The 22,500-nt window shown below is 70.6% G+C and carries 25 protein-coding genes and 4 tRNA genes; 8 read left to right on the top strand and 21 right to left on the bottom strand.

From position 1 onward, the window contains the following. Positions 1-88: 88 nt before the first annotated feature. From tgt to ACWF62_RS03635, 9 genes are all read right to left on the bottom strand, one after another. On the bottom strand, positions 89-1,369 hold the full coding sequence (tgt, locus tag ACWF62_RS03675; protein WP_378507747.1) for a tRNA guanosine(34) transglycosylase Tgt: 1,281 nt from the start codon (positions 1,367-1,369) through the stop codon (positions 89-91). Then, on the bottom strand, positions 1,369-3,261 hold the full coding sequence (locus ACWF62_RS03670) for an ABC transporter ATP-binding protein (RefSeq protein ID WP_378507746.1): 1,893 nt from the start codon (positions 3,259-3,261) through the stop codon (positions 1,369-1,371). The genes tgt and ACWF62_RS03670 overlap by 1 nt, the downstream gene beginning before the upstream one ends. Before the next feature lie 20 nt (positions 3,262-3,281). Continuing rightward, on the bottom strand, positions 3,282-5,015 hold the full coding sequence (locus ACWF62_RS03665; protein WP_452629434.1) for an ABC transporter ATP-binding protein: 1,734 nt from the start codon (positions 5,013-5,015) through the stop codon (positions 3,282-3,284). Positions 5,016-5,073: 58 nt separating this feature from the next. Beyond that, positions 5,074-5,529 carry an RrF2 family transcriptional regulator gene (locus ACWF62_RS03660; RefSeq protein ID WP_378507658.1) on the bottom strand — a complete coding sequence of 152 codons (456 nt, stop codon included), beginning with the start codon at positions 5,527-5,529 and terminating at the stop codon, positions 5,074-5,076. 73 nt (positions 5,530-5,602) lie between these two features. Beyond that, on the bottom strand, positions 5,603-7,174 hold the full coding sequence (locus ACWF62_RS03655) for an alpha/beta hydrolase (RefSeq protein WP_452629433.1): 1,572 nt from the start codon (positions 7,172-7,174) through the stop codon (positions 5,603-5,605). Beyond that, a complete protein-coding gene (locus ACWF62_RS03650; protein ID WP_378507656.1) occupies positions 7,174-7,470 on the bottom strand; it encodes a hypothetical protein in 297 nt (98 codons plus the stop codon). Before ACWF62_RS03650 ends, ACWF62_RS03655 begins: the two co-directional genes overlap by 1 nt. 150 nt (positions 7,471-7,620) lie before the next feature. Beyond that, positions 7,621-8,007 carry a hypothetical protein gene (locus ACWF62_RS03645; RefSeq protein ID WP_452629432.1) on the bottom strand — a complete coding sequence of 129 codons (387 nt, stop codon included), beginning with the start codon at positions 8,005-8,007 and terminating at the stop codon, positions 7,621-7,623. Between the two features lie 97 nt (positions 8,008-8,104). Continuing rightward, positions 8,105-8,195 (bottom strand) — tRNA-Ser (locus ACWF62_RS03640). Positions 8,196-8,240: 45 nt separating this feature from the next. Next, positions 8,241-8,840: a dihydrofolate reductase family protein gene (locus ACWF62_RS03635; RefSeq protein WP_378507654.1), complete on the bottom strand. Its 600-nt coding sequence runs from the start codon at positions 8,838-8,840 to the stop codon at positions 8,241-8,243. Positions 8,841-8,918: 78 nt separating this feature from the next. Here ACWF62_RS03635 and ACWF62_RS03630 point away from each other — a divergent pair, with 78 nt between their 5' ends. After that, positions 8,919-9,488: a TetR/AcrR family transcriptional regulator gene (locus ACWF62_RS03630; protein WP_378507653.1), complete on the top strand. Its 570-nt coding sequence runs from the start codon at positions 8,919-8,921 to the stop codon at positions 9,486-9,488. A gap of 9 nt (positions 9,489-9,497) precedes the next feature. Here the strand turns inward: ACWF62_RS03630 and ACWF62_RS03625 are convergent, their stop codons facing one another. Next, positions 9,498-9,956 (bottom strand): nucleoside deaminase, encoded by a 459-nt coding sequence (locus ACWF62_RS03625; RefSeq protein ID WP_378569871.1) that lies wholly within the window; start codon positions 9,954-9,956, stop codon positions 9,498-9,500. Between the two features lie 5 nt (positions 9,957-9,961). Next, complete coding sequence (locus ACWF62_RS03620; protein WP_378507652.1) at positions 9,962-10,498, bottom strand: tRNA adenosine deaminase-associated protein; 537 nt, start codon at positions 10,496-10,498, stop codon at positions 9,962-9,964. A gap of 49 nt (positions 10,499-10,547) precedes the next feature. Between ACWF62_RS03620 and ACWF62_RS03615 the strand changes: the two genes are divergently transcribed. Then, positions 10,548-11,516 carry a prephenate dehydrogenase gene (locus ACWF62_RS03615; RefSeq protein ID WP_378507651.1) on the top strand — a complete coding sequence of 323 codons (969 nt, stop codon included), beginning with the start codon at positions 10,548-10,550 and terminating at the stop codon, positions 11,514-11,516. 48 nt (positions 11,517-11,564) lie between these two features. Here ACWF62_RS03615 and ACWF62_RS03610 read toward each other — a convergent pair whose 3' ends face one another. Continuing rightward, positions 11,565-12,155, bottom strand: a complete 591-nt coding sequence (locus ACWF62_RS03610; RefSeq protein ID WP_378507650.1) for a putative glycolipid-binding domain-containing protein — start codon at positions 12,153-12,155, stop codon at positions 11,565-11,567. A 175-nt stretch (positions 12,156-12,330) separates the two neighbouring features. Here ACWF62_RS03610 and ACWF62_RS03605 point away from each other — a divergent pair, with 175 nt between their 5' ends. After that, positions 12,331-12,852, top strand: a complete 522-nt coding sequence (locus ACWF62_RS03605) for a hypothetical protein (protein WP_378507649.1) — start codon at positions 12,331-12,333, stop codon at positions 12,850-12,852. A 136-nt stretch (positions 12,853-12,988) separates the two neighbouring features. On the opposite strand, the gene ACWF62_RS03600 is transcribed toward ACWF62_RS03605, so the two are convergent. Together ACWF62_RS03600 and ACWF62_RS03595 are read right to left on the bottom strand one after the other, a co-directional pair. Further along, positions 12,989-13,064 (bottom strand) — tRNA-Arg (locus ACWF62_RS03600). A gap of 50 nt (positions 13,065-13,114) precedes the next feature. After that, positions 13,115-13,206, bottom strand: a tRNA-Ser gene (locus ACWF62_RS03595). 166 nt (positions 13,207-13,372) lie between these two features. Here ACWF62_RS03595 and hisC point away from each other — a divergent pair. After that, positions 13,373-14,458 (top strand): histidinol-phosphate transaminase, encoded by a 1,086-nt coding sequence (gene hisC, locus ACWF62_RS03590; protein ID WP_452629431.1) that lies wholly within the window; start codon positions 13,373-13,375, stop codon positions 14,456-14,458. A 14-nt stretch (positions 14,459-14,472) separates the two neighbouring features. Here the strand turns inward: hisC and ACWF62_RS03585 are convergent, their stop codons facing one another. Further along, entirely contained in the window at positions 14,473-15,462 is a 990-nt protein-coding gene (locus ACWF62_RS03585) for an alpha/beta hydrolase (protein ID WP_452629430.1), read from the bottom strand. Positions 15,463-15,665: 203 nt separating this feature from the next. Between ACWF62_RS03585 and ACWF62_RS03580 the strand changes: the two genes are divergently transcribed. Beyond that, complete coding sequence (locus tag ACWF62_RS03580) at positions 15,666-16,481, top strand: DUF5602 domain-containing protein (protein WP_452629429.1); 816 nt, start codon at positions 15,666-15,668, stop codon at positions 16,479-16,481. Between the two features lie 94 nt (positions 16,482-16,575). Then, positions 16,576-16,929, top strand: a complete 354-nt coding sequence (locus ACWF62_RS03575) for a hypothetical protein (RefSeq protein ID WP_378507645.1) — start codon at positions 16,576-16,578, stop codon at positions 16,927-16,929. On the opposite strand, the gene ACWF62_RS03570 is transcribed toward ACWF62_RS03575, so the two are convergent. From ACWF62_RS03570 to ACWF62_RS03550, 5 genes are all read right to left on the bottom strand, one after another. Beyond that, positions 16,930-17,076, bottom strand: coding sequence for a hypothetical protein (locus ACWF62_RS03570; protein WP_378569831.1), 147 nt, complete (start codon positions 17,074-17,076; stop codon positions 16,930-16,932). A gap of 5 nt (positions 17,077-17,081) precedes the next feature. After that, positions 17,082-17,360, bottom strand: coding sequence for a hypothetical protein (locus ACWF62_RS03565; RefSeq protein ID WP_452629427.1), 279 nt, complete (start codon positions 17,358-17,360; stop codon positions 17,082-17,084). A gap of 123 nt (positions 17,361-17,483) precedes the next feature. Next, positions 17,484-17,570 (bottom strand) — tRNA-Ser (locus ACWF62_RS03560). 49 nt (positions 17,571-17,619) lie between these two features. Further along, positions 17,620-18,054: a MarR family winged helix-turn-helix transcriptional regulator gene (locus ACWF62_RS03555; RefSeq protein ID WP_378507744.1), complete on the bottom strand. Its 435-nt coding sequence runs from the start codon at positions 18,052-18,054 to the stop codon at positions 17,620-17,622. Positions 18,055-18,141: 87 nt separating this feature from the next. After that, positions 18,142-19,299, bottom strand: a complete 1,158-nt coding sequence (locus tag ACWF62_RS03550; RefSeq protein ID WP_378507743.1) for an alpha-hydroxy-acid oxidizing protein — start codon at positions 19,297-19,299, stop codon at positions 18,142-18,144. A gap of 88 nt (positions 19,300-19,387) precedes the next feature. Between ACWF62_RS03550 and ACWF62_RS03545 the strand changes: the two genes are divergently transcribed. Beyond that, positions 19,388-20,374, top strand: coding sequence for an NAD(P)H-quinone oxidoreductase (locus tag ACWF62_RS03545; protein ID WP_378507642.1), 987 nt, complete (start codon positions 19,388-19,390; stop codon positions 20,372-20,374). An 85-nt stretch (positions 20,375-20,459) separates the two neighbouring features. Here the strand turns inward: ACWF62_RS03545 and ACWF62_RS03540 are convergent, their stop codons facing one another. After that, on the bottom strand, positions 20,460-21,659 hold the full coding sequence (locus tag ACWF62_RS03540; RefSeq protein ID WP_378507641.1) for a cysteine desulfurase-like protein: 1,200 nt from the start codon (positions 21,657-21,659) through the stop codon (positions 20,460-20,462). Between the two features lie 140 nt (positions 21,660-21,799). Here ACWF62_RS03540 and ACWF62_RS03535 point away from each other — a divergent pair, with 140 nt between their 5' ends. Beyond that, entirely contained in the window at positions 21,800-22,396 is a 597-nt protein-coding gene (locus ACWF62_RS03535; protein WP_378507640.1) for a bacterial proteasome activator family protein, read from the top strand. The last annotated feature ends 104 nt before the right edge of the window (positions 22,397-22,500 follow it).

The following is a 22,500-nucleotide window of genomic DNA, read 5'->3' as shown; positions in this document are numbered from 1 at the left end:
CACCGGATTCCCCGTCCCTGCCCCGAATGACCCATTCGGTCAGTTGAAGTAACCGAATGGGCCATTCGGGACGAGTCCAGGGTGCGGGTCAGGCGCGGGCGGTTGCGTAGAAGTTGCTCAGCGTCTGCGCTTTCAGGTCGTCGAAGTAGCCGCCGTCGATGCTCTCCCGGATCCGGTCCACCAGGCGGATCGTGAACCGCTCGTTGTGGATCGTCGCCAGCGTCGAGGCGAGCATCTCCTTCGCCTTGAACAGGTGGTGCAGGTAGGCCCGCGAGTAGTTGCGGCAGGTGTAGCAGTCGCAGTTCTCGTCGATCGGGTTGAAGTCCCGCCTGAAGCGGCTGGTGTTGACGTTGAACCGGCCGCCCTCGGTGTACATCGCCGCATTGCGCGCCACCCGGGACGGGTTCACGCAGTCGAAGGTGTCGGCGCCGTTCTCGACCGCGGTGAACAGGTCGTCGGGCTCGCTGATGCCCAGCAGATGCCGCGGCTTGTGCTCCGGCAGCTCCTCGTTGCACCAGCGGACGATCGTGCCGAGGTTCTGCTTCTCCAGCGCACCGCCGATGCCGTAACCGTCGAAGCCGCGGCCCGTCTCGCCGACGATCGACTCCAGTCCCCGGCACGCCTGCCTGCGCAGGTCCTCGTACTGGGCGCCCTGCACGACACCGAACAGCGCCTGATACGGCCGGTGCCTGCGCTCGGCGGTGAGCCGTTCGTGTGCGGCGATGCACCGCACCGCCCACGCCTGCGTCCGCTGCACCGACTGCTCCTGGTAGCCCCTGGTATTGAACAGCGTGGTGAGCTCGTCGAACGCGAAGATGATGTCGGCTCCCAGCTGATGCTGGATGCCCATCGAGATCTCCGGGGTGAATCGGTGCCTGCTGCCGTCCCGGTGCGACTTGAACGTCACCCCGTCGTCGTCGACGTGCGCGAGCCGCTCCTTGCCCTGCGCGATCACGTCGTCGGATTGCACCCCGACGGCGTCCATCGCGAGGACCTTCTTGAAGCCGACACCGAGGGACATCACCTGGAACCCGCCGCTGTCGGTGAACGTCGGCCCGGGCCAGTTCATGAACCGGCCGAGGCCCCCCGCCTCGTCGACGATGTCCGGGCCTGGCTGCAGGTACAGGTGGTAGGCGTTGGCGAGGACGGCCTGCGCCCCCGCCTCCCGGATGGTCTCCGGCAGCACGGCCTTCACGGTCGCGTTGGTGCCGACCGCGATGAACGCCGGGGTGGCGATGTCCCCGTGCGGGGTGTGGATCGTGCCCGTCCGCCCGAGCTGCCCGGGGATCCGGGTCCGCACCGTGAAGAACGGGTCGTTCGGGGTGGGCACCGGAGTGTTGTCGTCTGTCACGTGGTCCGTCTCTTCGATCACGCCTGCACCTGGGCCGGGCCGGCGAACTGGCTGTTGTAGAGCTCCGAGTAGGCGCCGTCGGGGTCGAGCAGCAGCTGCGTGTGCGTGCCCTGTTCGACGATCTGCCCGTCCTGCATCACGATGATCAGGTCCGCGTCGCGGATGGTGGACAACCGGTGCGCGATCACGAAGCTGGTGCGGTCGCTGCGCAGCGCCGCGGTCGCGTGCTGCACGAGCAGCTCGGTGCGGGTGTCGACCGAGCTGGTCGCCTCGTCCAGGATCAGGATGGACGGCTCGGCGAGGAACGCGCGGGCGATGGTGATCAGCTGCTTCTCGCCCGCGCTGACGTTGTTGCCCTCCTCGTCGATGACGGTGTCGTAGCCGTTCGGCAGGGTCCGCACGAAGCGGTCGACGTGGCTCATCCGCGCGGCCTGCAGGATCTGCTCCTCGGTCGCGCCGGGCAGGCCGTAGGCGATGTTGTCGCGGATGGTCCCGCCGAACAGCCAGGTGTCCTGCAGCACCATCCCGATCCGGGAGCGCAGGTCGTCGCGGGTCATCGTCGCGATGTCGACGCCGTCGAGCAGGATCCGGCCCGAGTTCACCTCGTAGAACCTCATCACCAGGTTGACCAGTGTCGTCTTGCCCGCACCGGTCGGCCCGACGATCGCGACCATCTGCCCGGGACGGGCGATCAGGTTGAGGTCCTCGATCAGCGGCTGCTCGTCCTTGTAGCGGAACGACACGTCCTGGAACTCGACGAGTCCCCGTTTGGTCCGGGGGGTGGCGGCCTCCTCCGGATCGGCCGACTGCTCCTCCTCGTCGAGCAATTCGAACACCCGCTCCGCGGACGCGACTCCGGACTGCATCAGGTTCATCATCGAGCTGATCTGCGTGATCGGCTGGGTGAACTGGCGGGAGTACTGGATGAACGCCTGCACGTCGCCGAGGCTCATGGTGCCCGACGCGACCCGCATGCCGCCGATCACTGCAATCGCGACATAGTTTAGGTTCCCGAGGAACATCACGGCGGGCTGCACGAGCCCGGAGATGAACTGTGCCTTGAACGCCGACTGGTAGAGCTTGTCGTTCTTCTCGTCGAACGCGGCCCGGACCTCCCGCTGCCTGCCGAACACCTTCACCAGGTCGTGCCCGGTGTACGTCTCCTCGATCTGGGCGTTCAACGCGCCGGTGGTGTGCCACTGCGCGACGAAGTGCTTCTGCGACCGCTTCGCGATGACCGCGGTGACCGCGATCGACGCGGGAACGGTGAGGATCGCGATCAGGGTGAGCAGCGGCGAGATCCACAGCATCATCCCCAGGATGCCGACGACCGTGAGCAGCGCCGTCAGCATCTGGTTGATGGTCTGGTTGACCGTCTGCGCGACGTTGTCGATGTCGTTGGTGACGCGGGAGAGCAGGTCACCGCGCTGGGTGGTGTCGAAGTAGCTCAACGGCAGCCGGTGAATCTTCGCCTCGACGTCGGCGCGCAGCTGCCGGACGGTGCCCTGGACGATGTTGTTCAGCAGGTACGCCTGCAGCCACGCGAACAGCGAGGCGAGCAGGTACAGGCCGAGCACCAGCGCCAGCACCTGCCCGAGTGCGGTCCAGTCGATGCCGACACCGGGGGTGACGTTCATCGAGGACACCATGTCGGCGAAGGTGTCCTGCCCGTCCGCCCGCAGCGCGTCGACGGCCTGGTCCTTGGTCAACCCGGCGGGCAGCTGATGCCCGACGATGCCGTCGAAGATGATGTTCGTGGCGTGGCCCATGATCTTCGGGCCCATCACGCTGAACACGACGCTGATCGTGGCCAGCACGATGACCGTGCCGACCGCGATGCGGTGCGGCGCCAACCGGCGCAGCAGCCGCCGCAGCGACGGCCCGAAGTTCAGCGCCTTCTTCCCCGGCATCGCGCCGGCCTGCGCTGCACTCACGACGCCTCCTTGGCGGTGAACTGGGAGGCGACGATCTCCGCGTAGGTGGGGCAACTCTCGAGGAGTTGCTCGTGCCTGCCCGCACCGACGATGCGGCCGTCGTCGAGCACCAGGATCTGATCCGCGTCGATGATCGTCGAGACCCGCTGCGCGACGAGGATCAGGCAGGAGTCGCGGGTGACCGGGCGCAGCGCCGCCCGCAGCCGGGCATCGGTGCCGAGGTCGAGCGCCGAGAAGGAGTCGTCGAACAGGTAGATCTCGGCGCTGCGGACGAGGGCGCGGGCGATCGCGATGCGCTGACGCTGGCCGCCGGACAGGTTGGTTCCGCCCTGCGCGACGGGGGTGTCGAGCCCGTCGGGTGCGGCCCGCACGAAGTCCGCGGCCTGCGCGATCTCCAGGGAGCGCCACAGTTGGGCGTCGGTGGCGTCGGGGTTGCCGTAGCGCAGGTTGGTCGCGATGGTGCCGGAGAACAGGAACGGCTTCTGCGGCACCAGACCGATCGAGCCCCGCAACCGGTCCGGGTCGATGGACCGGACGTCCGCGCCCCCCACCCGCACCTGGCCGTCGGTGACGTCGATCAGCCGCGGGATCAGGTTGAGCAGCGTCGACTTGCCGGACCCGGTGCCGCCGATGATCGCGGTGGTCATGCCCGGTTCGGCGAGGAAGGTGATGTTGCGCAGGACCGGTTCGTCGGCGCCGGGGAACGCGAACGACGCGTCGCGCATCTCGACGATGCCCCGCTCCCGCCAGGAGTCGAGGGTCCAGTCCGGTTCCCGGACGGACGGCTCGGTGTCGAGGACCTCGCTGATCCGTTCGGCGCACACCGAGGCGCGCGGCAGCAGCACGGTCATCACCGTCACCATCATCACCGACATCAGGATCTGCATGATGTAGGACAGCACCGCCGTCAGCGCGCCGATCTCCATCTTCCCGTCGTCGATCAGGTGGGCGCCGAACCACAGCACCGAGATGCTGGTGAGGTTCGCGATCAGCATGACCGCGGGCGCCATGAACGCCATCAGCCGCCCGACCCGCAGCGCGACCGACACGAGCGAGTCGTTGGCCTCGCCGAAGCGTTCCACCTCGTACCGCTCCCGGACGAACGCGCGGACCACCCGGATCCCGGTGATCTGCTCGCGCAGCACCCGGTTGATCGCATCGATCCGCACCTGCATGGACCGGAACTGCGGGATCATCTTCCGGATCACCAGGAACATCGTCAGCGCCAGCGCGGGCACCGCCGCCGCGAGCACCCATGCCAGGCCCTGGGACTGCCGGATCGACATGACGATGCCGCCGATGCACATGATCGGCGCGGCGACCAGGATGGTGCAGGAGATCACCACCACCATCTGCACCTGCTGGACATCGTTGGTGTTGCGGGTGATCAGCGACGGCGCACCGAAGAAGCCGACCTCCCTGGACGAGAAGTCGCCGACCTTGTACATGACGGCGGCGCGCAGGTCACGGCCGAGCCCCATCGCGGCGCGGGCGCCGAAATACACGGCGCCGATGCTGCAGGCGATCTGCAGGCAGGTGATGAGCAGCATGATGCCGCCGGTGGACAGCACCACACCGGTGTCGCCCTTGGTGACGCCCTTGTCGATGATGTCGGCGTTCAGGCTCGGCAGGTACAGCGATGCCATCGTGGAGATCAACTGCAGGACGATCACACCCGCGAGGGCGGCCCGGTACGGCCGCAGGTATGTCCGCAGCAGTGAGTACAACATATCGAAAGAGGCTACCAACCTGCTCGTTTGTCGTCGGGCGGGCGCGCGGGCGGGACGGTCAGCGGCGGTGCCACGCCTGCGGGTCGGCGGTCAGGTCGGCGACAAACGCGGGCAGGTCGCCCGCGGCGATGTCGGCGACGGTGACGGCCTCGAGCACGGCACGCAGGTTCACCCGGACCGCGATCCATACGTCCCGGAGCGGCGCGGCGGCGCCGCCGTAGGTGACCTCCTCGGGGCGGTCCCCGCGCACGGAGGCGAGGGGTCCCTCGACGGCGCGGATCACGTCCGCGACCGCGATGTCCGCCGCGGGCCGGGCCAGCCAGTAGCCCCCGTCGGGGCCGCGGCGGCTGTGCACCAGGCCTGCGCGGCGCAGGTCGCCGAGAACGGCTTCAAGGAACTTGTGGGGAATGGACTGGGCGCCTGCCAGGTGCTCGGCCTTGACCGGTGTGGTGTCCGCGGCGGCGATCTCGACGAGGGTGCGCACCGCGTAGTCGACCTTCGCGCTGATGTGCACGCCACCCACCCCTCGTCGGACCCGTCGCCAACGCAAATTCCTACCATCCAGGTATGAAACCGGCAAGGCCGCCTCATCCGGGTAGTCCGGCGACGACGGCGGCGACGTTGTCGAGGCTGGCACTGCCCGGATCGAGGTACCCGCTGTGGCCCGTCACGCCGGTGAGCGAGTCGCGGGCGGCGGTGGGCAGGACGGTGACACCGGCGAGCGTGTCCGGGTCGGCGCCGTAGACGCCGAGGTCGGCGATCAGGTCGCCGGGGGCGTCCGCGGCGTACACCCGACCCGGCGCGAGCCCGAGGTCGGTGACGTCGTCGGCGCCGACGCCGGGCGAGCCGAGGAACACCGCGTCGTCGACGCCTGCCGGTCCGTGTTGCAGCGCCAACCCGGTGACCGTCGATCCGTAGGAGTGGCCGACCGCGGTCAGGTGCATCTCCCCGGGCCGCGCCGCGGTGAGGCCGCGCAGGAAGGACGCCAGCGACTCGGCCCCCGACCGAGCCGCGGCACCACCCGCGAGGTCGACCACCGCATCCCGCAGCGCATCGAACGGCTCCGCCGGGTCCAGTTGCGGCGCACGATAATCCATCCACACGACCGTTGCGACGGACTCGTCGCGGCCGACTGCGCCGAGCTGCCTGGCACCGCTCGCCCGCACCCGGGTCAGGGCATCGGCGTACCTCCCGAGGTCGCCCCCGACGGTGGAGTTCACGCCCGGCGTGAACACCGCGACGTGGTCAGCGCGGTCGACATCGCCGACCGCGACCGCGGCGCGCACCTCTGCGCCGCCGCGATAGACGAGCAGTCGTCGCTCCGGGTCGTCGAGAGCCCGTGCCACGGAGTCGATCTCGTCGAGACGGGCCCGCGCCGCCGACACCTCGGCCCGGGCCCACCAGCTGGCGCCGCCGAGGGGATCCCGGTACCGGCCCGCCGCCCGAATCTCCTCGATGCGGTCGGCGAGGCCGCGCCGGTCGGCCTCCAGCACCGCCCGGTTCGCGGTGTCACGGACCGCCGCCGGGATGCCGTCACGGTTGCCGATCCAGTCCGGATGCTCGGCGAGCACGGCACCGCGCTGTGCCGGAGTCAGCCGCCGCCAATAGCGCGAATTGTCTTCGGGGGACGCATCGCCCGGCGGGACCGATGCATGGTTCACGCCACGGAGCGCCGTCGCTGCCGCGCGGTCGGCGGCGTCCACCGCATCGAGAGCCGCCGCCAACCTGGCGTCCTGGATCCGGGCCAGCTCGGCGAGCGCGACCCGCATCAGGACGGTGACGAGCAGGCCGCCGAGCCGGGACGTCGCCGGCGCGGCGACCCGCCCGGAGTCGGTGACGCGCAGCCCGAACCGGTCGACCGCCTCGTCCGCGAGGGCGAGCGCCGCGGCGCGGGCGGCACCGACCCGGTGCGCGGCCTCCCGCAGCGCCCCGGCGACGGCGTCGAGGTGCGCGGACAACGCCTTCGACGCGGCGACTTCTCGATCCGACCGCTCCGCCGCGGCGACGGCGGCGACCCCGGTCCACGCGACGTCCCGAACCCGGGCATCCGCGCAGGCGACGCTCGCGAGGTGGTGCTCGCTCAGCGCGGTAAGAACGGCGGCATGCCCGGTCAGCGCCTCCGGGGTCCAGGCGCGCAGTTGGGTGAGGGTGGGACGCATCAGAGTTCGCCGCGCAGCCGGGCCGCCGTCGCATCGTCGGCGGCGAGGTATCCGGCCGCGGACCGTCGTGCGGTGGCGGCCATCTCCTGGAGCCGCGCGGCGGCATCCCCGACCGCACCGGACAGGCCCACGGACAGCGGCACCAGCACGGCCGCGGTGTCCGACCCGGGCAACGCCGCCGCCGCGGCCGCGATCGGCGCCGCGGGGTCACCGCCCGCCGTCCGGCCCGCCGCGACGGCCAACGCCGCCGCCAGCGTCTCCACCGCCGCGACGTCGACGCTCATCTCCCCCGACATCGGCTACCCCCTCCGGCACTCCGCTGTGCTCAGCCGCACGCTAGCGCTGATCGGGGCGGGGAATCGGCCGTCCACAGGCGGCGATCCCCAGGGAACCGGCCGCGCCCGGGGTGCGTCGCACGGCACTCCGGGCGACGCACTCGCGGTGGGTCAGCAGCTGTCGAATCGCCATTCGCCGTCGAGGTAGGTCCACGTCATCGGCGCCTTGTTGCCCTTGCCGTCGAACGAGGTCGCGACGACGGTCGCCGAGTCACCGTCCATCGTGATCTCGACCTGCTGCGGGCCGGAGAAGTCCCGGCCCGCGTACGCCGTCGCCGCCGCCTCGGTGTATTCCTCCCGCCCGAACTTCTCCTGGCAGCGCGCGGACAGGTTGTCGTAATCGGCGGCCCAGTCGCCCTGCTGCAGGTTCGCGTACTGGGCGTCGAGCGCGGCCCGCAAGCCGTCCTCGGTGGCACCGGACGACTCGTCCGACGAGCATCCGGCGAGAGCCAGCAGCGCAGCACCGGCGAGGGGAATCACGATCGAGGCCTTGTTCACGGCCACCATGGTTACCAGAATGGCCGGTCCACCGCGCCGAGACGGGGACACCCGCACGAAAAAAAGCTCCCCACCTGCGTACACAGCTGGGGAGCCTTGGCGGTGGCGGAGGGATTTGAACCCTCGGTACGGGGTTACCGTACACAGCATTTCGAGTGCTGCACCTTCGGCCGCTCGGACACGCCACCGCGGGAAACAGTACCCGAATGCCCCCGCGGGAACGAAATCGTGCCTCAACCTGCAGAAACAGGCGAAGTCGCCGAGGCCCTTCGCGGCACGTACTCGACCACCTCGACGCCCGAGGAGAACGTCCGGGTGTCCACCACGTCGAACACCGCGGGCCGATACGCGACCCCACCGAAGAGCGGGACACCGGCACCGAAGAGCACCGGGTGACGCTTCACGATCAGTCTGTCGATCTCGTCGACGAGCGCACCGGCCAGTGCGCCGCCGCCACACAGCCAGATGTCCGCGCCGTCCGTGCGCCTCAGTTCACGCACCAGTTCCACCGGGTCGGCGGCGGCGACCTCCAGGTTCTCTGCATCGGCGTGGTTGCTGCGCGAGAACACGATCTGGCGCAGGTGCCGATACGGGCTGGTCGCGCCTTCGGCCGCGCCGCCCGCATAGGTGTTCCACCCCATCAGCACGGTGTCGAATCGGGTGCCCGGCTGGGGAATTCCGAGGTGCGCGGCACCGTCGGTGGGGATGGCGTCGGCGAACCGGGCGAGGTCGGCCATGTGGTCGCCCTCCATCAGAAATGCGTCGTATCGACCGTCGGGGCCCGCGATGTAGCCGTCGAGGCTCGCGGCGACGTAGTACACGAGTTCACGCATGCCGGACTCCAATCACTGCAGTTGTTGTGGTTGCCACGAACATACAACAGGTGTCGTGGTTGCGCTAGGATTCGTCGCATGGCACGCAATGACGAACGTCGGCAGCTGCTCGCCGACGCGGGCCTGACCGTCCTCGCCGCCGAGGGCGCCCGGGGCCTCACCCACCGGGCGGTCGATCGTGCGGCGGGCGTCCCGCTGGGCACCGCATCGAACTACTTCCGCAGCCGGGACGCCCTCATCGCCGGCCTCGTGGAACGGATCGGCGAACGACTGATCCCCGGCGCCGAGGCCCTGGCAACGCTGGCCGACCGCGAGCCGAGCCGCGAACTGTTCGCCGACTATGTCCGGGACATCGTCCGGCGGCTCACCGAGAATCGCGAGGTGACGCTCGCGCTGTTCGAGCTCCGACTGGAAAGCAGCCGACGACCCGAGGTCGCGGCAATGATGTCCGCTTGGGGCCGAACCGGATTCGAGGCGGATGTCGCGTTCAACACCGCGGCCGGGCTGCCGGGCGGCGCGCGGGAAATCGCGCTGTTCCACTACGCCGTCGACGGCCTACTTCTCGAGCGGCTGACCACTCCCCTGATGCCCGACACCCCGACGGACGAGATCATCGACGCCCTGGTGTCGGGGCTCCTGCCACCGTGAGCGACCCGGTCAGCGGCGGGTCCGGAAGAAGTCGTCGAGCAGGGCCGCGCACTCCGCTTCCAGGACACCGCCGCGGACCTGCGGGCGGTGGGTGAGCCTGCGGTCGCGGACCACATCCCACAGCGACCCGACCGCGCCGGTCTTCGGTTCCCACGCCCCGAACACCACCCGGGACACCCGCGCGAGCACCAACGCGCCCGCGCACATCGTGCACGGTTCCAGGGTCACCGCCAGCGTCGCGCCCTCCAGACGCCAGCCGTCGCCGTGCACCTTCGCCGCCCGCCGCAGCGCCACGATCTCCGCGTGCGCGGTCGGGTCCCCGGCCGCCTCCCGCGCGTTCGCGGCCCGCGCGAGCTCCACCCCGTCGGCGTCGAAGACCACCGCCCCCACCGGAACATCCGCGGCGTCCGCGGCACCCGCCGCCTCGATCGCGGCCCGCACCATCGCCTCGTCGCGGGCGAGCGGCAGCGTCACTACCGGGAAGCGGCGTCGAGAACCGCGGACAGCTCCGAGCCGAACCCGAGCCGCTGCGCGATCATCGACAACTGCTCATCGGGGTACAGGTCGGTTTCCGCGAGGATCACCCCGAGCACCGGCTCGGGCAGGCCGAGATCGGACAGGACGCCGAGGTCGCCCTCCTCCCACGGCTCGATGTCGTCGAGATCGTCCGGGTCGACGTCGGGGGTCTCGATGTTCAGCGCCTCCAGCACATCGGCGGCGATGTCGTAGTCGAGGGCCATCGTCGCATCGGACAACAGCAGCCGGGTCCCGGTCGGGGCGGGCCGCAGGATCACGAAGAACTCCTCGTCGACATCGAGGAGACCGAACACCGCACCCGAGGCGCGCATGGCGAGCAGTTCCTTCTCGGCCTGCTCCAGGCTCGCGAGCGCCGCCCCGGTGAGGGCCGTGCACTTCCACTTCCCGTCGTCGAGCACCACTGCAACACCGAAGCCGTCGAGGTCTTCGAACTGGTCCGAGGGGGCGTTGTTCCCCGCGCGCTGAGCAGCCATGCGGCAACCGTAGTCCGCGTTCGGCCCCTACATGAAGTTCAGCGGGCAAATGTGCCAACCTAGGCGAGTGTCCGCTGAATCGACTGCTACCCCGGTGTGTGTGCTCGGCCTCGGACTGATCGGCGGATCGCTGCTGCGGGCCGCCGTCGCAGCGGGACGGCAGGCGTGGGGGTGGAACCGATCCGCAGGCCCGGCCGACGAGGCCCGCGCCGACGGTTTCGACGCGGGCACCGACCTGCGGGCGGCGCTGATCCGCGCCGCGGACACCGACGCGATCGTGGTGATCGCCGTCCCCGAACCCGCCCTCGACGGCGTCCTGACGCAGGTCGCCGCGCACGCGCCCGCCTGCACGCTCACCGACGTGATCAGCGTCAAGGGCTCGGTCCTTGCTGCCGTCCGCAGGCACGGCCTCGCCGCGCGGTTCGCGGGCGGGCACCCGATGGCCGGGACCGCGGAGTCCGGATGGTCGGCCGGGTTCCCTGGCCTGTTCGACGGGGCGGCGTGGGTGGTCGCCGCCGAGGACGACACCGCCCCGGACGCGTGGACGCGGGTCGCGCGCCTCGCCCTGGACTGTGGGTCCGTGGTCGTGCCCGCCTGCGCCGCCGAGCACGACTCCGCGGTCGCCCGGATCTCGCACCTGCCGCACCTGCTGGCCGAGGCGCTGGCCGTGACCGCCGCGGCCGGTGGCGATCTGGCGTTGGCCCTTGCCGCGGGGTCGTACCGGGACGGCACCCGGGTTGCGGGCACCGCACCCGCGTTGGTCCGGGCGATGTGCGAGGCCAACGCCCCGGCGTTGACGGTGGCGCTCGACGAGGCGCTGGCGCTGCTGACCGAGGCGCGCCGGGCGCTGGCGGAGTCGGGGAGCACCGAGACCCTCGTCGAGGCCGGGTACCGGGCCCGGCAGCGTCACGACGACCTGGACCGCTGGGACATCACCGGCATCGAGATCGGCGCCCCCGGCTGGGCGGAGGCCCTGCGGGAGGCGGGTCGCCGGGGTGGCGCGCTCCGCGCACTGTGAGTCCTTCTGGTCCGCGTGCGGGCCAAAAGGACTCACGGGCGGAGCCGCTCAGATGCGTTCGGCGAGGCCCGGATAGTCGAGGATGAATCCGTCGGGGTCGACGGTGATCGACGAGCTGGACACCGGCGAGAGCACGTGGATGCCGTCGGGGCCGGAGCTGTAGGTCAGGTCCGCGGGCCGCACGCTCAGGTCGGGCAGGTACACGTACACGACCGGAACCTGGACGTCCTCGGAGTCGCGCTGCATCCCGAACCGCCGGATCGGCAGGGTGTTGAAGAACGGGCTGAGCACCACGTCCACGTCGAGCGCCCCGCCGAACGCGGACCGGTGGTGACTGCTGCCGTCCTCGACCATCCAGTAGCCCTCGGCGTCCCGGCTGATCGAGACGTGCCGTTCCCCGGTCGCGAGGCTGGTCCGCAGGGACAGCCTGCGAGTCACACCCGCCTCATCGGTGACGAGATCGTAGGACGCGCTGAACGCGGGATGCTCGTCGCAGTGACCGCCGATGATCCGGCCGGACGCCTTGATCCGGTTGCCCACCAACTGCACTCGCACCGATTCCATCCGGGGCGCGTGGTGCGCCCGCCAGGTGAGGACCGCGGGCCAAACGGTGTCGGCGCCCTGCGCAGGAGTGGTCACCTGTCTACGGTAAGCGACGCAACGCGGTTCAGCAGCCGAGGCCACCGCCAGCGTGCCGGCCGAACATTGTGGAGCACGGGCGTCCGTCGTGGTCGGGAACAGCGAAACCTGCGCATTCGATAACACATCGGTCACAGAATGGGGCTGATCGGATTTCAGCCCCAGGAGGTTATCGATGCCCGACAATCAGGAGATCTGGTCCGCCGAGGCCCGCCGCGTCCTGATCGAAGTGGCCGGCACCTACCAGCGCACCCTCAGTTATCAGGAACTCGCCGACGAGATCCAGGAGCGGTCCGGGGTGCGGACCCGCAACCTTCTGCAGAACTGGATCGGCAAGACCCTCAGCCGGGTCGGGGCGGACTGCGCGGCACGCGGCGAACCGTTGCTGTCCGCGCTGTGCGTCAGCGTCAACGGCACCGTCGGCGAGGGCTACGCGAAGGCCGTGCTCGCGACGTACGGCATCGCGGCCGACGACCTCGAGCTGCATGCCGCCGAGGAACGACTGCGGTGCTATCGACACTTCGGCGCGGTGGACCTGCCCGTCGACGGTGGCGTCGCGACGCTCGCCCCGAGCGTGGTGCAGGCCCGCGCGAAGGCCCAGAAACGCGACCTCAGCAGGCGCCGCGAGCTGCTCACGACCTGCGGCGAGTGCTTCCAGGTGCAGTCGCTGACCGGGATCTGCGGCTGCAGCTGGTGACCCGGACGGACATCGAACGGGCGGATGCCGAGCGCGGCTCTCGGCCGATGTTCCGGTAACCGCCCGTTCGGGCGCGACCGATCCCCCGGCGGATCGGAAAAGCCCCGCGCCGGCAGTGCCGACGCGGGGCTTTCCTTGGTGCGCCCGAAGGGATTCGAACCCCTAACCTTCTGATCCGTAGTCAGATGCTCTATCCGTTGAGCTACGGGCGCATGTCTTCAGTTGTGCCGATCCAAAGATCGACGGTGTCGGCGAACCGACGTGGCGGAAGCGAGAGGATTTGAACCTCCGGTCCCCTGTAAGGAGGACAACTCATTAGCAGTGAGTCCCATTCGGCCGCTCTGGCACGCTTCCTAGGCTCAGGTCCTTTCGAACCGCCGGGACGAAAGATTACACAGGGTCCGCTCGATTCTGCAAAACGGCTGGTGAATCCGCCGTTCCCGCTGGTCGCCGACCGCGAGCCGGACCGAATTCGGCAGTCCGACGTCCGAGCAGGCCTCTCCGCGCATAATGGTTCGTTGTGAACGCACGCATCCGTCCCGACCTCGCCGCCATCAGCCCCTACACCCCCGGCCGCAGCTACCCGGGCGCGTACAAGCTGGCGAGCAACGAGGTCACCGCCGGACCACTTCCCGGCGTGGTGGCCGCGATCGCCGAGGCGGCCGCTGGCGCCAACCGCTACCCCGACAACGGGTCGGTGGCACTGCGGGACGCGCTGGCGAACAAGCTCGGGGTCGACGCCGACCGGATCGCGACCGGCTGCGGCTCGGTCAGCCTGTGCCAGGAACTGGTCCAGATCACCGCGGGCCCCGGCGACGAGGTGATGTTCGGGTGGCGCGCCTTCGAGGTGTACCCGGTGCTCGCGCAGGTCGTCGGTGCGACCCCGGTCGGCGTTCCGCTGACCGCGGACCACGTCCACGACCTCGACGCGATGCTCGCCGCGATCACCGACCGCACGCGGCTGATCTTCGTGTGCAACCCGAACAACCCGACCGGGACGGTCGTCGCCGCGGCCGCCCTGGAACGATTCCTCGACGCGGTCCCCGCCGACATCCTCGTCGTCCTCGACGAGGCCTACTACGAATACATGCGTCCCGGCGCGGACGGGACCGCCGTCAACGGTGTCGCCCTCGCCGAGGGCCGACCCAACGTCGTTGTCCTGCGCACCTTCTCCAAGGCGTACGGCCTGGCCGGAATCCGCGTCGGATACGCCGTCGGCGACCCCGAGATCGTGGCGGCGCTGAGCAAGGTGCACCTGCCGTTCGCGGTCAGTTCGATCGCGCAGACCGCGGCCATCGCCTCGCTCGCGGTCGAGGACGCGCTGCTGGCCCGCACCGATACGGTGGTCGCCGAGCGGACGCGGGTGCGGGACGCGCTGCTCGCGGCCGGGTACGAGGTGCCCCCGTCGAACGCGAACTTCCTGTGGCTGCCGCTCGGCGCCTGCACGACGGAGTTCGCGGAGGGCAGCATCAGCGAGGGTGTCGTGCTGCGACCGTTCGCCGGCGACGGCGTCCGGGTGACCATCGGCGACCCCGTCGAGAACGACGCCTTCCTCGCCTTCGCGACCGGCACCGGCCTCGCGATCCGGAAGGCAGCGCAGGACTGACCGGCCGGTCGTGGTCACACCCGCAGTGCGCGGGCCAGCGTCGGCCAGGCGTCGTGCAGGTCCAGCTGCCAGTAGGGCCACGAGTGCGTTCCGGTGTCGCGGTAGCGGACGGTCGCGGGGATGCCGAGCTGCCGCAGCCGGGCGTCGAACAGTCGGGTGCACTGCAGCGCGGCGGCCTCCAACGCGGCACCGAGCGTGATCGCGCTCAGCCCGTCCACGGTGCTGGGGTCGTCCAGCGGGCCGATCACCCCGTTGCCGGTGGAGAGGTAGACGGCCTTGCCCCGCAAGGCATCCGCATTGCGCATCGGATCGTTCGCCGCCCACGCCGGGTCGCCCTCGGGCCCCCACATGTTGTCGGCGTCGCCGCCCTTCCAGGCCACGGTGGCCCGCACCGACAGCCGCGAGTTCGACTGGCTGTTGTCCGGGCATCCACTGAAGGCCGCCACCCCCTCGAACATCGCCGGATGGCGGGTGGCGAGGTTCAGCGCGGCGTGTGCGCCCATCGACAGGCCCGCGATCGCGTTGACGCCGTTGCCCGCGAATCGGGCCTCGATGATCGGTGGCAGTTCCCGGGTCAGGAACGTCTCCCATTCGTCGACACCGAGCGTCGGATCGGGCCGCAGCCAATTGGTGTAGTAGCTCCCGGTGCCGCCGACCGGCAGCACCACGTTGACCGGCTTGTCGGCGAAGAAGGCGACGGCATCGGTCTTCTGGGTCCAGGTGCTCTCCCGGTAGTTCGACTCCTCACCACCGCCCGCGCCGTCGAGCAGGTAGAGGGTGGGCCGCGGACCGGTGCCCTGCGGCGGCAGCAGCACCTGGACCTGGATGACCTCCCGCATCGACGGCGACCGCACGAATACCGCAGCACGGCGGTCGGTGAGCATCGTGACTCGATCGACGGTCGCGGACTGCTGCCCGGGCGACGCCTGCGGCGCGGCACCGGACACGGGGGTGATCAGGCCGCAGAGGGCCGCGGACAGTGCCAGCGTCACGAGAAGCTTCATGGGCCCACCTCGTGCGGCGCCCCCGCCGGGTTGCGGACGAGCCGCCGCGGCCACGGTATCCGAAGACCGGCGCCCCGCGCAGCGCGACACGAGCGCCCGTCGGGCGCCCGGCGGCGGGACCCGGTCGATCCGCTCGCGGGAATCCACCAGCGCAAAGCGGGCTATCATTGTGTCGCCCATCACCTGCGTGAACGAGGTGCCTCATGCGGATTCAGCGTCGCCTCCGCTCCACCGGTCTCGCCCTCGCCGCCTCCGCGTCCCTGGTCGTGGGCGGGGTGTGCGCGCTCGCTCCCGACGCCGCGGCCGCAGGCGACACCCGGGACGGACCAACGGTGACCATCGGCGACGGGTCGGCCCACTCGTACGTCACGGTCGGCGGGGACGGCACGCCGACCGCCACCGGCATCCGGATGACCGCGGCCGCGCTCGACGGGCTGACCTCCGCGGCGGACGTCCCGATGCAGGTGTTCCGGCTCGCGCTGCCGCAGGACGCGCCGGAGACGGTGTTCGACCATCTGACGGTCGACTGGAACCCGCACGGGCACGAACCGGCCGGCGTCTTCACCAAACCCCATTTCGACATGCACTTCTACATGATCGATTCCGCCGCGGTCGGCGAGATCACCCCGATGCGACTCGATTTCATCCCGCGCGCGTCGAATGTTCCGCCTGCGCGTTACATGCCTGCCGGGTACGCACCGGCACCCGGCCCCGCCGTGCTGAACACGGTGCCCGACATGGGAATGCACTGGTTCGACAGCACCGACAGGATCGGGCCCGGCTTCGACTTCCAGCAGGTGCTGATCGCCGGATCATGGGACGGTGCATACACATTCATGGAACCGATGATGACGCGCGACTGGATGTTGACGAGGCAGAGCGTCGAGCAGCAGATCAGGCAGCCCGAGGCCTACGCGAAGAGTGGGTACTACCCCACCACCTACTCCGCGCGCTTCGACGAGTCCTCACACGAGTATGTCGTCGAGTTCGGCGGCATGGTGCTGCGGGCGGCGTCCTGATCGAGGACGCGCGCGGGCGTTCACCCGACGAAAGTCGGTCCGCGGGGCTACAGTCGGTCCCGACTCGTCTCTTCGTCCGCAAGGTGGGATCGCGATGAAGCTGATCACGAAGATGTCGGCCACGGCTCTCGTTGCCGGGGCGATGTTCGTCGGCACGGGGACCGCGCACGCCGACCCCGCCCCGCCCCCGCCGCTGACCAAACAGCAGGCCCTCGACAACATGCTCGCCGAACTGGGCATGGGGTGGGCGCAGGGCGGCGCGGCGGGCACCGCGATCGGCGCCGCCGTCGGACTCGGCATCGGCTGCGTGTCGATGTTCCCTGGCAGCCTCGCCGGCTGCATGATCGGCGCCCCCACCGGTGCCGCGATCGGTGCCGCGGTGGGCATCGGCAACGGCAACCCGAAGGCCCAGCAGGCCATCGAGACGTACCTGAACACACCCGGATAGCTAGCCGGCGAGGTCGTCCGGACCGATCGGATCGGCGGTCGCCCAGTCGGCCGAGTTCATCGCGGCACCGGCCCGCAGCCAGCGGACGGCGACGACACCGGCAATCGCGATCGCCGCGATCACCGCCCACCGCGTTCCGGCCGTCACCCCGATCATCGGAGCGGCACCGGCTGGTACTCCCCGTACACGCCGCGCGCGTCGCCGGCCAGGTACTGCTCGTGCTGAATCTGGGCACGCGCCGCCAGCCCGGACGCGGTCGCACGCTGCCCGGTCAGCCGATCACGCCGCCGCGCGAGCCCGATCCCGACCAGCTTGTAGATGCTCCACGCCGCGATCCCGACCAGCACGGTGCCGACGATCAGCGCCCAGAAGGTCAACAGCAGCACCAACACCACCGCGGCACCCACCCAGCCGCCAGGAACCTTGCGCATCTCGCTCCTCCGATGTTCGACGCGGCCACGCTGCCGGGCCCCAGTGTGGCAGCGGGCACCGACACCGCGGGGCGCCACCTCCGCACGACAACGCCCCCACCCGATCCGGGTGGGGGCGTTCGGCGGAAGCGGAGGGATTTGAACCCCCGGTGGGTTTAACGCCACGCTCGCTTTCAAGGCGAGTGCATTCGGCCGCTCTGCCACGCTTCCGTGGCGAATCCTAACCGCCGGGAGCACCGCGGGACCAACTCGGCGCCGGTCAGGCGCCGGGCCGGGTGTCGAGCGCCCCGTCGACCTTGTCGAACACCGTCGCCATCCCGGCCAGTTCATCGGCGTCGAGCAGGTCGATCAGATACCCGCGGACCCCGCGCACGTGGGTCGGCGCCGCCTCGGCGAGCTTCGCGCGCCCGGCGTCGGTGATCAGGGCAAGGACGCCGCGACCGTCCTCGACGCAGGTGCTGCGGGTGACCAGGTTTTCCGTCTCCAGCCGCCGCACCTGATGGGTCAGTCTGCTGCGAGACGAGAGCACCCCGTCGGCGAGTTCGCTCATCCGCACCGACCCGTCCGGGGACTCCGACAGCATCACGAGGATCCGGTAGTCGGCCAGGGAAATCCCGTGCCCGGACTGCAGTTCTCGGCCCAGCACCTCCATTAGGCGCTGGCTGCCCTCGATGAACCCTCGCCACGCCCGCATCTCCGCCGCGTTCAGCCACCGGGGCGCCGCGTCGGTTGCGTCTGCGATCTCTGTTGCCACCTCGCCAGTCTAGTGACCAACCTCCGATCAGATGCTGCGCAGGATCGACGCATCCAGTTCGGCGACCGACGCGAACCCGGCGAGGCCGAGGGTCACGTCCAGGTCGGCGAGCAGCATCCGGAGCGCGTGCCGCACACCGTCCGCGCCTGCGAGTCCCAGCCCGTACACCCACGGTCGCCCGTACAGGACCGCGTCCGCCCCCAGCGCAAGGGCCTTGACGACGTCGGCGCCGCTGCGGATCCCGGAGTCGAGCAGCACGGTGGCCCGCTCCCCCACCGCCGCCGCGACGTCGGGGAGCGCGTCGAGTGCCGCGATCGCACCGTCGACCTGGCGTCCGCCGTGGTTGCTGACCACCACACCGGACGCGCCGGCGTCGACGACCGCGCGCGCGTCGTCGGGATGCACGACCCCCTTCACCGCGATCGGGAGATCTGTCCACTCCCGCAGGCGCGCAATGTCGTTCGCCCGGATCGAGTGGTTGCCGAACATCGACACCCAGGTCAGCACGGCCATCTGCATGGCCTCGACGCTCTCCTCCGGCGGGGTCGCCAGCCGGGACCGGAACACCGGGTCGGACAGGTAGTTCGCGATCCCCTTGGCCCGCAGGAACGGCAGGTGACCCAGCTCGAGATCGCGCGGCCGCCAACCCATCCCGGGCGTGTCGGCGGTGACCACGAGCGCCTTCGCGCCCGCCGCGGTCGCGCGCCGCACCAGCGACTCGGCCACCTCGTCGTCCGACGGCCAGTACAGCTGGTACCACCAGGCGTCGCCGGACACCTGCGCGACCGTCTCGATCGGAGTGGACGCCGCCGTCGAGAGCACCGACCCGACACCGAGTTCCGCCGCCACCGCCCCGACCGCCGCCTCGGCGTCCGGGTGCACCAGCTCAAGCACCCCGACCGGCGCGGTGAGCACGGGTGCCGCGAGCCGCGTCCCGAGCACCTCGACACCGAGGTCCCGGGCGTCGGCGGATGCGGTGCCCCGCAACATCCGCGGCACGATCGAATGCCGGTCGAACGCGGCCAGGTTCGCCGCCGCCGTGCGTTCGGTGGACGCGCTGCCCGCGATGTAGCCGAATGCCTCCGGAGACAACCGCTCCCGGGCCAGGTCCTCGAGCCCGGCCGCCGTCATCGGCAGCGTGGGGACCGTCCCGCCGAGGCCAGCGAAGTAGATCTCGTTCTGCATGTTGCCGAAGTAGGTCACGGCGAGACGGTAACCGGTGTGTCCGCCGGTACTGTCGCCACCGCCCCGGCGTGTTCGCTAGCGTCGAGCCATGCATGCGATCACCGTCACCGCTCCCGGCGGGCCCGAGGTTCTCGCCTGGTCCGAAGTTCCCGACCTGTCCCCCGGCCCCGGCCGGGTGCTCGTCGACGTCGCCGCCACCGCCGTCAACCGCGCGGACGTGCTGCAGCGCCGCGGGCTGTATCCGCCGCCGCCAGGCGAGAGCGAGATCCTGGGGCTCGAGTGCTCCGGCACGGTCGCCGCGGTCGGGGAGGGCGTGACGGACTGGCGGGTCGGCGACCGGGTGTGCGCGCTGCTGGCCGGCGGCGGCTACGCGCAGCAGGTGGTTGTCCCGGCCACGCAGGTACTTCCGGTGCCCGACGGCCTTGACCTGGTCGCTGCGGCGTCGCTGCCGGAGGTCGCCTGCACGGTGTGGTCGAACCTGGTGATGATCGGGGGGATGCACTCCGGGCAGCTGGTGCTCATCCACGGCGGCGGCGGGGGCATCGGCACCCACGCCATCCAGGTCGCCGGCGCGCTCGGCGCCACCGTCGCCGTCACCGCAGGCTCCGAGCACAAGCTCGCCGCCTGCCGCGACCTCGGCGCGACGCTGACCGTCAACTACCGCGAGGACGACTTCGTCGCCGCGGTCCGCGACACCCCGCAGCGCGGCGCCGACCTGATCCTCGACAACATGGGCGCCAAGTACCTGGACCGCAACGTCGACGCGCTCGCCAAGGACGGGCAGCTCTGCGTGATCGGCATGCAGGGCGGCGCGATCGGGGACCTGAACCTCGGGAAGTTGATCGCCAAGCGGGGCCGGGTGTTCGCGACCGGCCTGCGCGGCCGCCCGGAGACCGGTCGGTCGAGCAAGGCGGAGATCGTCGCCGAGGTGACGCGGTCGCTGTGGCCGCTGATCGCGGACGGCACCGTTCGCCCGGTGGTGCACGCGGAGCTGCCGATCACCGAGGCCGCCGCCGCGCACGAGCTGCTGGACTCCGCCGACACCGTCGGCAAGATCGTCCTCACCCTCCCCTGACAGCCGCGCCGGGGTTCCCTAATGTCACATTAGCGATCGTGGAGTGACCCGATGTGACATTAGGGAACCCCGGCGGAGGGGACGGTCAGCCGAGCGAGGCGACGGCACGGACGAGCTGGTCGATTTCGTAGCGCGTGGTGTACGGGGCGAGGCCGATCGTCACGGCGCCGCCCTCCTCGTTGACGCCGAGCGAGTCGAGCAGCCTGCTGCCCCTGCCCCCGACGACGGTGCCGATCCGGCGTTCGGCGAAGTGGTCGGCGACCTTGTCCGCCGGGACACCGGCGATCGTGAAGCTGAGCGTCGGCACCCGGCTGTGCGAGGTCCCTATCAGCGTCACCTGCGGCAGCCTGCGCAGCGACGCGAGCAGCCGCTCGAACAGCCGGTCGTGATAGTCCTGCAGCGAGCTGATCGACGTCTCGAGGCGCTCCCGCCGGGTGCCGCTCGCGGACTCGTCGAGGTTGGCCAGGTAGTCGATGGACGCCGTCAGCCCCGCCAGCAGTGCGTACTGGTGCACGCCCAGTTCGAGGCGTTCCGGGCCCTGCGCGTGCGGGTTCAGCGAGATCGGCGGGATCCGGTCGATCAGACCGGGGTCCCGGAACACCAGCGCCCCGACCTGCGGTCCGCCCCAGGTGGGCCCGTTCACGGCGAGGACGTCGGCGCCGAGCTCGTGGATGTCGACGTGCGCGTACGGCGCTGCGGCGACGGCGTCGCACACCAGCAGGCCGCCCATCTCGTGGATCCGGTCCGCGGCGACCCGCACATCGGGCGCGGACCCGACGATCGGCGACGCCGCGGTCAACGCGACCAGCCGGGTCGTCGGGCCGATGAGTTCGGCGAACTGCCAGCTTGGCAGGTCGCAGGTGTCGATCTCGACCTCCGCCCACCGGACCTGGGCGCCGTACCGGTTCGCCACCCGCAGCCACGGCGCGACGTTGGCCTCCTCGTCCAACCGGGACAGCACCACCCCGGTGCCGAGCCCGAGCCGGGAGCTGAGCGACTCAGCCAGCCACGCCAGCAGCGACGCCCGATCCGGCCCGAGGACGACGCCCGCCGGATCGCCGCCGACCAGGTCGGCGACCGCCTCGCGGGCGGACTGCAGGATCTCGGCGGCGCGGCGGGCGCCGGCATGCCGTCCGGCGTGCGAGGACGCGGAGCCGCGGAACGCCGTCGACACGGCCGTCGACACGGAATCGGGGTGCAGCATTCCGGCCTGCGGATCGAGATGGATCCATCCGTCCCCGAGCGACGGGATCAGTCCCCGCACCCGGGCGACGTCGTAAGCCATGACCGACAGCCTAAGACCTGATTTCCCGGCGATGTGATCGGGATGACGGATTGCACACCCGGCCAGCCGATCTGACCGCGGCCGCGCGGCGGTCGAGCTGCCTCTTCGCGGTTCCGCGCTGAAACCGCGAAGATGGAGCCATGACGCAACCGGAGAATGAGCACGTTGTCGTGATCGGACCCGATGGCAGGCCCGTGGCGCTGACGCCGGGCAGCTCGGCGGCCGACGCCGCAGCGGACGCCGCGGGCACCGGCACCGACGAGCCAGCGGAGGGCGGCGAGGAGCAGCCCTCGGAGACCCTCGCCGACATGGTCGAGCAGCCGGCGAAGGTGATGCGGATCGGGACCATGATCAAGCAGCTCCTCGAGGAGGTGCGGGCGGCGCCGCTCGACGACGCCAGCCGCACCCGGCTCAAGGAAATCCACAAGTCGTCGATTCGTGAGCTCGAGCAGGGCCTCGCGCCGGAGCTGCGGGAGGAACTGGAACGGCTCGCGTTGCCGTTCACCGACGGCAGCGTTCCGTCGGACGCCGAGCTGCGGATCGCGCAGGCCCAGCTGGTCGGCTGGCTGGAGGGCTTGTTCCACGGCATCCAGACCGCGCTGTTCGCGCAGCAGATGGCCGCGCGGGCGCAGCTCGAGCAGATGCGGCAGGGTGCGCTGCCGCCCGGGCTGGGCGGCGGCGCGCACCCGCAGTCGGGGCAGCAGCAGCCGCAGGCGGGCACCGGCCAGTACCTGTGAGCCACCCCCGCTTGTGTGGGGGGGGCAGTTTCCACGAACTAGAGGACGGGGAGGACTTCGGGGGGGGGTTGGGTTGGTGAACCTTTTCCCCCCCCCCGGGCCAA

This window comes from Rhodococcus sp. NPDC054953, from assembly GCF_053609225.1.
This window is presented reverse-complemented; position numbering and strand designations above follow the sequence as displayed.

What these genes read in the sequence shown, in the direction of transcription:
- ACWF62_RS03670 (WP_378507746.1), bottom strand. Translation starts at nt 3,261, where the DNA reads ATGCCGGGGAAGAAGGCGCTGAACTTCGGGCCGTCGCTGCGGCGGCTG.
- ACWF62_RS03665 (WP_452629434.1), bottom strand. Translation starts at nt 5,015, where the DNA reads ATGTTGTACTCACTGCTGCGGACATACCTGCGGCCGTACCGGGCCGCC.
- ACWF62_RS03655 (WP_452629433.1), bottom strand. Translation starts at nt 7,174, where the DNA reads ATGCGTCCCACCCTCACCCAACTGCGCGCCTGGACCCCGGAGGCGCTG.
- ACWF62_RS03650 (WP_378507656.1), bottom strand. Translation starts at nt 7,470, where the DNA reads ATGTCGGGGGAGATGAGCGTCGACGTCGCGGCGGTGGAGACGCTGGCG.
- ACWF62_RS03635 (WP_378507654.1), bottom strand. Translation starts at nt 8,840, where the DNA reads ATGCGTGAACTCGTGTACTACGTCGCCGCGAGCCTCGACGGCTACATC.
- ACWF62_RS03630 (WP_378507653.1), top strand. Translation starts at nt 8,919, where the DNA reads ATGGCACGCAATGACGAACGTCGGCAGCTGCTCGCCGACGCGGGCCTG.
- ACWF62_RS03620 (WP_378507652.1), bottom strand. Translation starts at nt 10,498, where the DNA reads ATGGCTGCTCAGCGCGCGGGGAACAACGCCCCCTCGGACCAGTTCGAA.
- ACWF62_RS03615 (WP_378507651.1), top strand. Translation starts at nt 10,548, where the DNA reads ATGTGCCAACCTAGGCGAGTGTCCGCTGAATCGACTGCTACCCCGGTG.
- ACWF62_RS03605 (WP_378507649.1), top strand. Translation starts at nt 12,331, where the DNA reads ATGCCCGACAATCAGGAGATCTGGTCCGCCGAGGCCCGCCGCGTCCTG.
- ACWF62_RS03585 (WP_452629430.1), bottom strand. Translation starts at nt 15,462, where the DNA reads ATGAAGCTTCTCGTGACGCTGGCACTGTCCGCGGCCCTCTGCGGCCTG.
- ACWF62_RS03580 (WP_452629429.1), top strand. Translation starts at nt 15,666, where the DNA reads ATGCGGATTCAGCGTCGCCTCCGCTCCACCGGTCTCGCCCTCGCCGCC.
- ACWF62_RS03575 (WP_378507645.1), top strand. Translation starts at nt 16,576, where the DNA reads ATGAAGCTGATCACGAAGATGTCGGCCACGGCTCTCGTTGCCGGGGCG.
- ACWF62_RS03565 (WP_452629427.1), bottom strand. Translation starts at nt 17,360, where the DNA reads ATGCGCAAGGTTCCTGGCGGCTGGGTGGGTGCCGCGGTGGTGTTGGTG.
- ACWF62_RS03555 (WP_378507744.1), bottom strand. Translation starts at nt 18,054, where the DNA reads ATGCGGGCGTGGCGAGGGTTCATCGAGGGCAGCCAGCGCCTAATGGAG.
- ACWF62_RS03550 (WP_378507743.1), bottom strand. Translation starts at nt 19,299, where the DNA reads ATGCAGAACGAGATCTACTTCGCTGGCCTCGGCGGGACGGTCCCCACG.
- ACWF62_RS03545 (WP_378507642.1), top strand. Translation starts at nt 19,388, where the DNA reads ATGCATGCGATCACCGTCACCGCTCCCGGCGGGCCCGAGGTTCTCGCC.
- ACWF62_RS03540 (WP_378507641.1), bottom strand. Translation starts at nt 21,659, where the DNA reads ATGGCTTACGACGTCGCCCGGGTGCGGGGACTGATCCCGTCGCTCGGG.
- ACWF62_RS03535 (WP_378507640.1), top strand. Translation starts at nt 21,800, where the DNA reads ATGACGCAACCGGAGAATGAGCACGTTGTCGTGATCGGACCCGATGGC.